We start from the raw sequence: 13,215 nt of genomic DNA on the forward strand, positions 1-13,215 counted from the left end.
ACCGTCCCCCATGAGTCGGTACGCCTGTCTGTACCGACCAGCGAAGTTAGCACGTCAACTCTCCCTTAACCAGGAGGGTTTGATGCGACCAGCGGGACGGCAGAGGCGGGCCCGGCATCTCAGACGTGGATCCACCGGCTCAGAGCCGGGGATCACCGGCTCAGAGCCGAGGGTCCACCGGCTCCGACTCCAGCGCCAGCACCGCGAACACCGCCTCGTGGACCCGCCACAGCGGCTCGCCCGCCGCGAGGCGGTCCAGGGCCTCGAGCCCGAGTGCGTACTCGCGCAGCGCGAGGGAGCGCTTGTGGCCGAGGAAGCGGCCGCGGAGTCGCTCGAGGTTGTCGGGGCGCGTGTACTCGGGACCGTAGATGATCCGCAGGTACTCACGGCCGCGGCACTTGATGCCCGGCTGCACCAGCCTGCCCTGCCCGTCGCGGACCCGGGCCTCGACGGGCTTGACGACCATGCCCTCGCCGCCGCGGCCGGTCATCTCCAGCCACCAGTCGGTGCCCGCCTGGACGGACGCAGGGTCGCCGGTGTCCACGAAGAGCCTGCGGGTGGTCCCCAGCAGCCCGCTGCCGTCGTGCTCGACGAGGCGGTCGATCAGCGACAGCTGCTCGTCGTGCGGCAGTGCGGCGAGGCTCCGGCCCTGGACGGCGAGGATCTGGAACGGCGCCAGGCGCACGCCCTCCAGACCGTCGGTCGTCCAGCAGTAGCGCCGGTAGGCGTCCGTGAACGCAGCGGCGTCCTCGGCCCGTTCCCGCTGTCTGGCGAGGAGGCCGCCCACCTCGGCCCCGCGCGCCGCGGCCGCCTCCAGGACGGCTATCGCGTCGGGGAAGACGGCACCGGAGGCGGCGCCCACCGCCGCGTACTGCGTGCGCAGCAGCCCGGACGCCTTCAGCGACCAGGGCATCGACTCGGCGTCGAGCAGCAGCCAGTCGGTCTCCAGTTCCTCCCACAACCCGGCCCGGGTCACGGCGGTGCGCAGCCGTTCGAGGATCTCCTCGGTGACGGTCGCGTCGTCGAAGAAGGGGCGGCCGGTGCGGGTGTAGAGGGAGCCGGTCACGCCTGCCTCGCCCGTGGTGGCCGTCGCGCCGAAGCGCTCGCGGGCCACGTCCGCGTCCCGGCACACCAGCGCCACCGCGCGCGAGCCCATGTGCTTCTCCTCGCACACGACGCGGGCGACGCCGTCGGCCGCGTACTGCGCGAAGGCCTCGGCCGGATGCTCCAGATAACCGTCGACACGCGAGGTCGCGGTCGGCGCCATCGTCGGCGGCAGATACGGCATCAGCCCCGGGTCGACGGCGAACCGGCTCATGACCTCCAGCGCCGCGGCCGCGTTGTCCTCGCGGACCGAGACACGGCCGGCGTGCCGGGTCTCCACGACCCGGCGGCCGTGCACGTCGGCGAGGTCCAGCGGCCGCCCCTCGTGCCCGCCGGGCGCCTCGGACGCCAGCGGCTTGGCCGGCTCGTACCAGACCTTCTCGGCCGGTACGTCGACCAGCTCCCGCTCCGGCCAGCGCAGGGCGGTGAGCTTGCCGCCGAACACCGCGCCGGTGTCGAGGCAGATCGTGCTGTTCAGCCAGATGGCGGTGGGCACGGGTGTGTGGCCGTAGACCACTGCGGCGCGGCCGCGGTAGTCCTCGGCCCACGGGTAGCGCACGGGCAGCCCGAACTCGTCGGTCTCGCCGGTCGTGTCCCCGTACAGCGCGTGCGACCGGACCCGGCCCGACGTACGGCCGTGGTACTTCTCCGGCAGGCCCGCGTGACAGACCACGAGCCGGCCGCCGTCGAGCACGTAGTGACTGACGAGCCCGTCGACGAACTCCGCGACCTGCTCTCTGAACTCCTCGCTCTCCCCGTTCAGCTGCTCGACGGTCTCGGCCAGACCGTGCGTGTGCTGGACCTTTCTGCCCGTCAGCCAACGCCCGAGCTTGTTCTCGTGGTTCCCGGGCACGCACAGGGCGTTGCCGGACGCGGTCATGGACATCACCCGGCGCAGCACACCCGGTGTGTCCGGGCCGCGGTCCACGAGGTCGCCGACGAAGACGGCCGTACGGCCCTCGGGGTGGGCGCCGTCGACGTAACCGAGCTTGCCGAGCAGCGCCTCCAGCTCGGAGCTGCAGCCGTGGATGTCCCCGATGATGTCGAACGGGCCGGTGAGATGCGTCAGGTCGTTGAGGCGCCTCTCTCGTACGACCTGTGCGTTCTCGACCTGCTCGGCTCCGCGCAGGATGTGCACCTTGCGGAAGCCCTCGCGCTCCAGGTGCCTGAGCGAACGGCGCAGTTCGCGGGTGTGCCGCTGGATGACGCGGCGTGGCATCCCGGCCCGGTCGGCACGGGCGGCGTTCCGCTCGGCGCACACCTCCTCGGGCACGTCGAGGACGATGGCGATCGGCAGCACGTCGTACTGCCGTGCCAGCTCGATCAGCTGCTTGCGGCTCTCCTGCTGCACGCTCGTCGCGTCGACGACGGTGAGCCGGCCGGCCGCGAGCCGCTTGCCCGCGATGTAGTGCAGGACGTCGAAGGCGTCCTTGCTCGCGCTCTGGTCGTTCTCGTCGTCCGCGACGAGGCCGCGGCAGAAGTCCGAGGAGATGATCTCCGTGGGCCTGAAGTGCTTGCGGGCGAAGGTGGACTTGCCCGATCCGGAGGCACCGACGAGGACCACGAGGGACAGGTCGGTCACGCCCAGGATGCGGGGGCTGCCGGCGGTGGTGCCGGCGCCCTGCTCGTTCTGGTTCGTCATGCGGCCTTCTCCTCCTTCGCGTCCGGTGGGGTGTCCTCGGCCGGCTGTGCGGTGTTCTTCGGGGTCTCCGTGCTGGTCTTCGTTCCGGACCCCGCAGCGGTCTTCAGCCGGAACGTGGCCATCTGTGTGGGTGGCCCCACCTCGGGGTCGTCCGGGCCGATGGGAGCGAACTCCACCTCGTACCCGTACCGCTCGGCCACCCGGTCCGCCCAGCCCCGGAACTCCTCCCTCGTCCACTCGAAACGGTGGTCCCCGTGGCGGACGTGCCCGGCCGGGAGGGTCTCCCAGCGCACGTTGTACTCGGCGTTCGGCGTCGTCACCAGCACGGTCCTCGGGCGCGCGGAGCCCAGGACCGCGTACTCCAGTGCGGGCAGCCGTGCCAGGTCGACGTGCTCGACGACCTCGCAGAGCACCGCCGCGTCGTACCCCTTGAGCCGGGTGTCGGTGTAGGCGAGCGAGCCCTGGAGGAGGCTGACCCGCTCCGCCTGCCGCTCGCCCATCCGCTCCAGCTTCAGCCGCCGCGCGGCCGTGGTGAGCGCCCGCACCGACACGTCGACGCCGACGATCTCCTTGAACCGGCTGTCCTTCAGCAGTTCCTGCACCAGCTGGCCCTGCCCGCAGCCAAGATCGAGCACGCGGCTCGCACCGGCTGCGCGCAGTGCCTCGATGATCGCCTGGCGCCGCTGCGCGGCCAGCGGCACGGGCCCCGATGTCGCCGGGCCCTGTTCGTCATCGACATCAGCGCTGGACTCGCCGACGGCGTTGTCGATCTCCTCGACCTCGGTGTCGTCCGTCTCGGCGAGCCGCACCAGCTCCAGCCGCTCCATCGCCGCCCTGGTCAGCGACCAGCGCCGCGCGAGATAGCGGCTGGTGATCAACTTGTGCTCCGGGTGCTCGGCGAGCCAGCCGTCACCGGCGCGCAGCAGCTTGTCGACCTCGTCGGCGGCGACCCAGTAGTGCTTGGCGTCGTCGAGCACCGGCAGCAGGACATAGAGGTGCCGCAGCGCCTCCGCCAGTCTCAGCTCCCCCTCCAGTACCAGGCGTACATACCGCGAGTCACCCCACTCCGGGAACTGCTCATCCAGCGGGACGGCGTCCGCGGTGACCGTCCAGCCGAGCGGCTCGAAGAGCGCCCGCACCAGTTCGGCGCCGCCGCGCGCGGGCAGCGCGGGCACCTCTATACGCAGCGGCAGCCGCTGCCCGGCCCGCTCGGGCCGGGCAGCGCACTGCCCTTTCATGGCGCTGGAGAACACCCTGCTCAGCGCCACGGCGAGCAGCGACGACGCGGCATACGGACGGTCGTTCACGTACTGCGCGAGCGCCGCGTCCGGCGCGCCGCCGCGCCCCTTGCCCTTGCCCCGCCGTACCAGTGCCACAGGATCCACCTCCAGCAGCAGCGCCGCCGTGCAGCGCTGCGCGGACGCCTCGGGGTAGAGGACGTGCGCGGTGCCGTAGGAGGTCGAGAACGCCTGCGCGTTGTCGGGATGCTTGTGCAGCAGAAACCCGAGGTCGGTCGCGGGGCGCTCCGGGGTGCCGGTGGTACTGATCGTCAGGAACACATGTCCGAGTATGGTCGCGTTCCGTCCGTGCCGACCAAGGAATTTCCTGCCGCTACGAAAGCTGCGACATCACCTGCGACGAAATGAGCTCCAGGTGGTCGAGGTCGTCCAGGTCGAGGATCTGGAGATAGACCCGCTGGGAGCCGATCGCCGCGTACTGCCCGAGCTTCTCCACCACCTCGGCCGGGGATCCGGCGAGGCCGTTGGTCTTGAGTTCGTCCACCTCCCGTCCGATCGCTGCCGCCCTGCGCGCGACCTCGGCGTCGTCCTTCCCGACACACACGACGAGTGCGTTGGAGTACACCAGATCGCTGCCCTTGCGGCCGGCCGCCTCCGCCGCCGCCCGCACCCGCCCGAACTGGCGCTCGCTGTCCTCGATCGAGGCGAACGGCATGTTGAACTCGTCCGCGTACTCGGCCGCGAGTCGCGGTGTGCGCGTCGCGCCGTGTCCGCCGATGAGCACCGGCACCTTGGCCTGCGCCGGCTTCGGCAGCGCAGGCGAGTCGGTCAGCTGGTAGTACTCACCGTCGTAGCTGAAGGTCTTGCCGACCTCCGTGCCCCACAGACCGGTGACGATCGCCAGCTGCTCCTCGAGCCGGGCGAACTTCTCCTTGGGGAACGGAATGCCGTACGCCTTGTGCTCCTCCTCGAACCAGCCCGCGCCGAGGCCGAGTTCCACACGGCCGCCCGACATCTGGTCGACCTGCGCCACCTGGATCGCCAGCACGCCGGGCCACCGGAAGGTGCCGGCCGTCATCAGCGTGCCGAGCCGGATCCGCTTGGTCTCCCGGGCCAGCCCGGCGAGCGTGATCCAGGCGTCGGTGGGACCCGGAAGCCCGTCGACGGAGCCCATCCGGAGATAGTGGTCCGACCGAAAGAACGCGTCGAACCCGAGGTCCTCGGTGGCCTTGGCCACGGTCAGAAGAGTGTCGTACGTCGCCCCCTGCTGGGGCTCGGTGAAGATGCGAAGATCCATACCTCCATCCTGCACGGTTCTGCACCCGCCGTGCCATGCGTCCCATCCGTCACATCTCACCGGTCACGCCGGTCATGCCGGCCTCATGAGCAACCTCAGCAACGCCCTACCCGGCCGCCGAATCCGGTTCCGGCTCCGGTTCCGGCACGCTCTGCTCCCGCACCGCGAGCCGGCGCAGCAACTCCAGCACCCGGTCGCGGCACTCGTCAGCCGCGTCGATCGCCTCCATGCACTGCCAGTACGCGCCTTCCTCGTCCGCGGAGCAGGCGATGCCGACGAGAGCTATGCCGACCTCGCCCAGCAGGGCGCCGAGGCCTAGCAGTGCCCTGCGCGCGTCGCCGATCTCCGTCAGCTGCGCCGCCCGTATCTCCCCGACGCCCAGCGCCGGAGGCCCCAGCGCACCGCAGCCTCTACCGCCCACCTCGCTCAGGCGGAGCGCCTCGCCCCGCAATTCCGGCGGCCCGTTGACCGCCAGCCGGCTCCCGATCGCCTGGGCCAAGGCCTGTGCCTGCCATGACTCCACCACGATGTCCGGCACCCCTGGGCTCTGCGCCAGGGCACGCCTGTTCGCTTCGATGAGCCGCACCGCCTCCATCGCCGCCCCCGTCAGTCCCGCACGCGCTGTCGCGCGCTGCCCGCACTCCTGTGTCCACTACCCAGAGTGAGTTGTCAGGAGATGAAAAACCAGAGGTCGTCCGGAATCTGTGGACAGAAAGCCAGATGTGGACAACACAACCACTCCGGAGAGTGACGAATAGCGGCCCTCCGCGGCGTATCCGCCTTCAAGGGGCGGCTCCCGGCGCATTCATGGAGCTTCAAGCTCTGCAAGGAGCTCAAGAGATCGGAAACCGCCGCTCATTGCGGTCGATCTTGGCGTCCAGTGCCGTCAGCGCATCGATCCCCAGCACCTCGCACAGCTGCAGCAGATACGCGAGGACGTCGGCGACCTCGTCCGTCACCCGGTGCGCCGACTCGGGGTCGTCCATCACCGCGGCCGACTCCTCGGGTGTCAGCCACTGGAAGATCTCGACCAGCTCGGACGCCTCCACGCTGAGCGCGGCGGCCAGGTTCTTCGGCGTGTGGTACTGCTGCCAGTTGCGGGCGGCCGCGAACTCGGCCAGCCTGCGCTGCAGCCCCGCCACATCAAGTTCTTTCACGGTCCAGGTCTACCACCGTCACGCCGTCCGCCTCAGCGGCCCATGACGCGTTCTGCACCGCCCCCACCAGCCGGATGTGCCCGCGCTCGCACGTCAGCACGGCCAGCCTCGCGAGCTCCCGCAACTGCCGTTCGTCCAGGCAGCGGTCGAACCCGTCGGCAAGCACGGTCAGGCACTGCAGCGCCTGCGGCACCTCGGCCACCGGATCGACCTCCAGGACGCCCGGTCCGGTGAGCAGCACGAGAGCCAGCGCCAGAAACCGCAGCTCACCGTCGCCTAGTCGCCCTGTGGGCGTGCGGACGCCATCGCCCCGGTCGAGCACCGCGCGTACCGTCCGGCTGTCCAGCTGCTCCGCCCGTACGTCCTCGACAGGGCCGATACAGCCCGCGCGTACCGCCGCGACCAGCTGCGCGTGCCGCTGGCCGCACTCCGACCGGGTGCGCCACAGGACCTCGGCGAGGTTGCCGCAGCCGCCGAGGAGCCGCCCCTCGTCGAGCGGCACCGCGCCGCGCATGCGCCGGGGCAGCGGGTCGCAGGCGAAGACCGACCGCAGCGCGACGATCACTTGTTCCGCCGCGGCGAGCACATGGCGCTGGCCGTCGGTCTTGCCCGCGACACGGAGCGGCAGCAGCGCGGTGCCGAGCCTGTCGTCGGGCAGCGGGGCGCGGGTCACCGGAGCGGTGCCCGCGGTGTACCAGGCCGCCTGGACGGCACGCCGCCCCGGGTCGCGCAGTGCCGTCTCGAGCAGCGTGAGCCCGCCGGCCGTCAACCGCTCGCCGACGATGCGCAGTTCGGGCTCTGCCTGTACGGCGACATCGAGCCGTACAGCACCGACCGGGCCGTCGACCGTACAGCCGAGACGGAATCCGCGCCGCTGCTGCGCGTCGGGCCTGGCGCGCTCGGGCACGCAGGCGGCCGGGTCCGGGAAGACCTCGCCGAGCTCCGCCCCGCCGGCGAGCCGCGCCAGTGCCTCGTACGCCCGCAGGGCACTGGACTTGCCGGTGCCGCTGGGACCCGCGAAGAAGGTGAGCGGGCCGAGCGGGAAGACGGCGCGGCGGTGCGACGCGAAGGCGGAGAGCCTGAGTTCGGTGATGCTCGGCCGGTCCGGACGCGTCGCGGGCGCCGCCGGGGTCGCGCCCCGGGAGAGCACGGTCATGTCCGGGACCGTAAGCGGCCGGGGATCAGGCGAATCGTTCCGCTGGAGCGACTTTCCTACGATCGGGGGACGGAGTCCGCAGCGCCGTCGACGTCCGAGGCGGTCCTGGGCGGCTGGGCGGCCTGGGCCGTCCTGGGCAGCCTGGGCCGTCCTGGGCAGCCTGGGCGGTACGCCGTTCGACTGCCGGGCTTCCCGCCATCGGGCCCGGCCTCGTCCACCAGGCCCGGACCTCGTAGCCGGTCGGATGCCCTCACACCCCGTGCTTCCCGGCCCCGGCGACGAGCCCCTGGACCTCGGTCCCGGGAGGTGCCAGCAGGAAGACGTTGCGGTCGACACGGTGCATACCGCTGCCGAGGCCGAAGACCACGCCGCTGGAGAAGTCCAGGACGCGCTTGGCGACTTCGGTCTCCGCGCCGGTCAGGTCCAGCAGGACCGGTACCTGCGCCATCAGGGTCTCCGCGACCTTGCGGGCGTCGGCGAAGACGTTGACGCGCAGCACCACGAAGCGCCGGTTCGTCTCGGTCTCCGCGTCCGGCAGCGCCCGGTGGCCCGGCCAGGACGGCCATTCGTCGCGGCTTCGCAACGGTACGACCTGGGCGAGCCCCTCCCACTGTTCGTCGGTGACGTCGTGGCTGTTCATGCCCCCACCCCGTCCGGGCTCGTCCTCATTGTCTGCACCAGCCAATTCTTACAAGCAGTCACCCGTTCGGCCCAACTGCGACACGGAGTGAAACGAGAACAGTGGCCGAACTCCCGTGCAATGGTGCGAACACCCTTGAGAGGAGCGGCAGTAAGAGGTACGCGCTCGGGAGCGATACGGTGCGGGCCTCGGCACGGTGTGGGGCAGGCAGACGGCCCGTCCGCATGCTGCGCGATCCCGGATCCGCCGATGCGGCGGTCCGGTTGAGCGATGGAGATCTGATCAAGGTGACCAGGTCGCCCGGGCCGAGAGACCGGCACGGGCCGATGGGCGAGTCCTGAAGACGCCCACCCTGCAGGCGCGAGTCCTGAAAACACCCACCCTGCGGGCGCGCGTCCCGAAGACGCCGACCTCGCGGGCGCGAGTCCCAGAACACCGACCCTGAGCACGCTACCCCTGTGGACGCAAGCCCTGAGGGCGCAAACCCTGTGGACGCAAGCCCTGAGCCCGCGAGTCCTCAGCGAGCGAATCCCCGGACTGGCTGCCAGGATCGGCCCTCTCCCGGCTGACGATGACGGCGAGCTGGCCCGTCGCCTGTCGGAGCGCCAGTTCGAGCGCGGCCGGGGTATGAAGGTCGCCGCTGCCGTCGGGCGGGACGAGCCACTGCAGGGACCGTCCGGACCGGTAGGGGGGCGGCACCGCGATCCAGGAGCCCTTGCCCGCGTAGCGGATGCCGGAGCCGATCCAGCGGCAGGCCGGATCCGGCGGCAGGAAGAAGCCGACTCTGTGGGCTGCGAAATCCACGAGTGTGGGGCCGGGCTCGTACTGCGGTGTGCGCAGCAGGGTGTCCAGCGTGAGCAGGCCGAGTTCCTCGGGGACGCTGAGCACGTCCCAGAACCGCCCCGAAGCCAGCACCACCGTCCCGTGTTCGCCGTACTCCCACTCCCGTTTGCATGCCCGGGGATCCTTCGCGGCCGCGGCGAGCCACTCCATGGCTTGCCTCGAGGCCGAATTCCTCATGACCCTCCTCCATGAAATATCTGCTTCGCACGATCGGACGGGGCACTCAACTCCCGCCGGGCACAAACCTGTTCGGATTCGTGGACCCGGTCCCGACGCGCTCATGCTTGTAGATATTTCTACGGTGCGGAAGGGGTGGCGAAGCCTGGCGTTTCTTGTAAATGCGTTCGGATGTGGTGACCCGCTCACAATTCACCCACACTTCCGGCGTTTTGGCTTCACCCATGCGACGGCTGTCCGATTCACCAGTGGGTTCAAACGGCGGGGGCGGGTGAGGTCGAGCGGGCGGCGGAGGCGGGGCGCGGAAGCGGCTCGCGCGGCCCCGGCCCGACCCCGTCCAGGCCCCGGTTCCGGCGAATCCGGCAACTTCCGCGCCCTCAAGGTACGTTGAGAGGCGTATACGGTTGCGGCCGACCTGTCGTAGCAGGTCAGATGCTGTATGCCACAACGGCCTCGACGAACCGGCCCACCTCCTTCTCCGGCAGGTTGCGCGCCAGGTCGGCCTCGCTGATCATGCCGACCAGCCGCTTGTTCTCGTCGATGATCGGCAAGCGGCGGATCCGGTTCTCCTCCATCGTTTCGAGCACCTGCTTGATGTCCGCATCCGCCTTCACCGTGACGGGCTTGCCCTGCGCCAGTTCACCGGCGGTCATCGTCGTCGGGTCACCCCCGGCGGCCAGGCACTTCACCACGATGTCGCGGTCGGTGATGATGCCGCGCAGCTTGTCGTCGTCACCGCAGATCGGCAGCGCGCCCACATCGAGGTCCCGCATGCGCCGTGCCGCGGAGTCCAGCGTCTCGTGCTCGCCGACGCACTCCGCACCGGGGTGCATGACGTCTCGCGCATTGGTCATGACAGCCTCCTTGCCAGCGGATCGGCCCCGGAGGCGGGGACGCCACGGCACCCGATCGGTCTGCCACGACCCCCCGGTCGCCTCCTGATGCCTTGGTCAGGTCCATTCTCACTCCGGCGGATCCGCGATGCACCCGAGGCAGCAGTCGGGACATCGGCCTCAGCCGTCCGCGCCCGCACCGGCCACGGCCGGCGAGAGCGTCGCCGGCGCTGTTCCGTCACCGCCGCCACTCCTCCGCACCGGGCCCGGCGTCTCCTCCGGGGGCACATGGATCGCGACCACTGACGTAACGTCAGTTTCAAGGCGTCGGGCTGCCCTGCCGCGGCACCGCCCCGCGGCTCACGACACCCAGGTCGTGGCGGTGTCGGAGTAGCGCAGCAGCACCCCGACCCCGTCGGCCAGCCGTGGTTCCTCCTGTGGCGGTACGACGACGAGCTCGGCGCCCGTACCGACGGCCGCCCGGATCAGGGCGGCGTCAGCCGGTTGCCGCTCGACGGCGGTCACGCCGAAGGACCGCAGGTCACCAGGGGAGAGGGCGATGTGCGTCGGCTCAGGTCCGGTCCACATCCGCGCGGGGGACTCGGTGCGCTCGCCAATGGTGCGCTCGTTGATCAGGAGGGATCTCGCCTGGCCCCGCTGCAGCGCGGCGACGGTGGCCGCCATGCCCTCCGCCGCACTGCTGTACCGGGCGCGGTGCGCCATGAACGTCTCCGCCTGAGCCCTGTCGCGCACCGCCATGCGTCCACGGAACAGCTCCACCAGTTCCTCCTCCAGCAGCGCCCGGCCCTCGCCGCCCTCCCCCGCACCGCCCTCGGCGACGACCACTCGCTCGCTCAAGCGCCGGGGCAGCCGGTGGAGCAGGACGGCGCGCGCCCACACCTCCCCGCACACCACGATCACCTCCGCACCGCCCCGGTCGGCCAGTTCCCCCAGCTCGCCGGCGACCTGTGCGACGCCCCTCTGCCAGTCCACGACGGGGAACCGCCGACGCGAGTGCGTCCCGGGAGTGACCCTGCTGATGGGCCACCTGCCCGTCTCCAGATCGACCTGCAGTTCCTCCTGAAGGCCGCTCTCGCCTCTGTGGTCGACACGGTGCACGACGACAGCCGTGTACGGGATGTCCGGTGCATGCTGAACCGCCAGCGGCATGGCATCGGGCAGTGAGGTGAACTCGGTCAGGTCGCGCACGGGCGGATCGGGCAGCTCCGCCACCAGGGCGAGCCGCCCGTGCGCCGCGAAGACGGCCTGGCCGTGCCGGCCCGGCACGGCCCTGTCGGCCCCGATCACGGCGGCCACGGCAGCGACGGTGGCGGTGTCGGCGCCCTGCGCGGCCAGGTCGTCCCGCACATGGCGTCGCCGCACGTCGTTGGCGGTCTCCGGGTCCTCGACGTCCCGGGACGTGTCCACGTAGGCGCATGCATAGGGACCCGGCCGTGCGTACAGCGGTTCAAGGAAGGACAGCTTCACGGTTGTCTCCTGGCCTCACCTGGCCTCACCCTCTGGCCTGGGGCCGACCGTCCCTGGCCTGGGGTCGACCGCCCCTGTCCTCAGGCCGACCGCGCGAACGCGCGTGGCTTGGCATGACCATGTGGCGACGCCCATTCACGCCTTTGGTCAGCCTGGTCGGCCCGGTCCGGCGGTCTGGCTCTCGGCGGCGCGCCGGCGGGACGCCTCGATCTCGGCGTAGGCCTGGTCGCGGCCTTCCCAGTGGGAACCCTCGACGGACTTGCCGGGTTCCAGGTCCTTGTACACCTCGAAGAAGTGGGTGATCTCCAGCCGGTCGAACTCCGGGACGTCCCCGATGTCCTGGACGGCGGCGTAGCGCGGGTCATGGGCGGGCACGCACAGCACCTTCTGGTCCATGCCCTTGTCGTCGCGCATGACGAACATCGCGATCGCCCTGCACTCGATGGCACAGCCCGGGAACGTCGGGTCCCCGGTGACGACCGGAGCGTCCAAGGGGTCGCCGTCGCTGCCGAGCGTGCCGTCTATGTATCCGTAGTCGGCCGGATATTGCGTGGAGGTGAACAGCATGCGGTCCAGTCGGATCCGCCCGATCGAGTGATCCATCTCGTACTTGTTACGGGACCCCTGCGGGATCTCCACAATCACGTCGAATTCCACGGTGGCCCTCCTTGTCCGCGTCCTCGGCCCGTCCACCGGACCCGGCCGCTCAGGGCACGGGTCCGGGTGGCGGGCCGGGCGTGGTCGCATCACAGGTCGGCCGTTTCCTGCCGTTCGGCTACCCCCTCGGATCGGCCATGAACGGGTTCGGTCCGCGCGTTTTCGCCTGGATTTCTCTGCGCGCGGCCGACGGCCCGTGCGGAATCAATCCGCGATCTTCCGATGGAAACAGGTACGTCGAGCGGAAAGCAGGTACGTCAGTAGGCACCGTTGACGTTGTCCATCGACCCATACCTGGCGGCCGCGTAGTTGCACGCAGCAGTGATGTTGGCGACCGGGTCGAAAATGTCCCACGACGTACCGGAGACGTGATAGGCGCGGAAGGTGGGGTCGATGACCTGGAGGAGGCCCTTGGAGGGGGTTCCCTTTGCGGCGTTGGAGTCCCAGTTGTTGACGGCCTTCGGATTGCCCGAGGACTCGCGCATGATGTTGCGGTGGATTCCGTCGTAGCTGCCGGGAATGCCATGCGCGGCCATGACGTCGAGCGACTGCCTGATCCAGCCGTCCAGGTTGTTGGCGTACGTCTTCCCCGACCCCTGCTTGGGTGTGGCTGACGCGACCGGCGTCCCCGGCTGGGCCTCGACCATCAGCTTGAGGCCGGGACGGATCTTCGTCGGATCGGCGCCGATGACCGCCCGGTTGTCCTCGTACAGCTTCTTCCAGCCGCCCACCACGTGGTGCGAGGCTGCGATCTTGGCAAGCGTGTCACCCGCGACCACGGTGTAGGGGGTCATCTTGCCCGTCGGGGCGGCGACGACGGGCGAGAGCCCCGGTGCGGCGGCGGTCTGCACCGCCGGTGCCGCCTCGGCACTGGTAGCGGCCATCAACGGTGCGGCGAACACGGCACCACCGGCACCCAGGGCGACGAGGCCCCGAGCCAGCGGATTGGTCTTGGGACGACGGTGCATTCCCTTTGCAGGCAT

12 protein-coding genes are annotated in these 13,215 nt (G+C 70.5%); all 12 read right to left on the reverse strand.

From position 1 onward, the window contains the following. Positions 1–160: 160 nt before the first annotated feature. On the reverse strand, positions 161–2,746 hold the full coding sequence (locus ACWD4J_RS19145; protein ID WP_451396557.1) for a polynucleotide kinase-phosphatase: 2,586 nt from the start codon (positions 2,744–2,746) through the stop codon (positions 161–163). Beyond that, positions 2,743–4,305: a 3' terminal RNA ribose 2'-O-methyltransferase Hen1 gene (locus tag ACWD4J_RS19150; protein WP_451396558.1), complete on the reverse strand. Its 1,563-nt coding sequence runs from the start codon at positions 4,303–4,305 to the stop codon at positions 2,743–2,745. Before ACWD4J_RS19150 ends, ACWD4J_RS19145 begins: the two co-directional genes overlap by 4 nt. 52 nt (positions 4,306–4,357) lie before the next feature. Beyond that, positions 4,358–5,281, reverse strand: a complete 924-nt coding sequence (locus ACWD4J_RS19155) for an LLM class F420-dependent oxidoreductase (protein WP_451396559.1) — start codon at positions 5,279–5,281, stop codon at positions 4,358–4,360. Positions 5,282–5,387: 106 nt separating this feature from the next. Beyond that, positions 5,388–5,876: a DUF6099 family protein gene (locus ACWD4J_RS19160; protein ID WP_451396560.1), complete on the reverse strand. Its 489-nt coding sequence runs from the start codon at positions 5,874–5,876 to the stop codon at positions 5,388–5,390. Between the two features lie 238 nt (positions 5,877–6,114). Continuing rightward, a complete protein-coding gene (locus tag ACWD4J_RS19165) occupies positions 6,115–6,438 on the reverse strand; it encodes a nucleotide pyrophosphohydrolase (protein ID WP_451396561.1) in 324 nt (107 codons plus the stop codon). Next, positions 6,425–7,594 (reverse strand): AAA family ATPase, encoded by a 1,170-nt coding sequence (locus ACWD4J_RS19170; RefSeq protein ID WP_451396562.1) that lies wholly within the window; start codon positions 7,592–7,594, stop codon positions 6,425–6,427. Before ACWD4J_RS19170 ends, ACWD4J_RS19165 begins: the two co-directional genes overlap by 14 nt. 250 nt (positions 7,595–7,844) lie before the next feature. Beyond that, positions 7,845–8,234 carry a cell division protein SepF gene (locus ACWD4J_RS19175; RefSeq protein WP_451396563.1) on the reverse strand — a complete coding sequence of 130 codons (390 nt, stop codon included), beginning with the start codon at positions 8,232–8,234 and terminating at the stop codon, positions 7,845–7,847. Between the two features lie 450 nt (positions 8,235–8,684). Further along, positions 8,685–9,254 carry a hypothetical protein gene (locus ACWD4J_RS19180; protein ID WP_451396564.1) on the reverse strand — a complete coding sequence of 190 codons (570 nt, stop codon included), beginning with the start codon at positions 9,252–9,254 and terminating at the stop codon, positions 8,685–8,687. A 428-nt stretch (positions 9,255–9,682) separates the two neighbouring features. Next, complete coding sequence (locus ACWD4J_RS19185; RefSeq protein WP_451396565.1) at positions 9,683–10,108, reverse strand: CBS domain-containing protein; 426 nt, start codon at positions 10,106–10,108, stop codon at positions 9,683–9,685. A gap of 339 nt (positions 10,109–10,447) precedes the next feature. Then, positions 10,448–11,575 carry a baeRF2 domain-containing protein gene (locus tag ACWD4J_RS19190; RefSeq protein WP_451396566.1) on the reverse strand — a complete coding sequence of 376 codons (1,128 nt, stop codon included), beginning with the start codon at positions 11,573–11,575 and terminating at the stop codon, positions 10,448–10,450. A gap of 147 nt (positions 11,576–11,722) precedes the next feature. Continuing rightward, the gene (locus tag ACWD4J_RS19195) at positions 11,723–12,232 is read right to left on the reverse strand and encodes an inorganic diphosphatase (protein WP_451396567.1); all 510 of its coding nucleotides are present in this window, start codon (positions 12,230–12,232) and stop codon (positions 11,723–11,725) included. A 257-nt stretch (positions 12,233–12,489) separates the two neighbouring features. Then, a complete protein-coding gene (locus ACWD4J_RS19200; protein WP_451396568.1) occupies positions 12,490–13,215 on the reverse strand; it encodes a transglycosylase SLT domain-containing protein in 726 nt (241 codons plus the stop codon).

The organism is Streptomyces sp. NPDC002577, assembly GCF_053594815.1.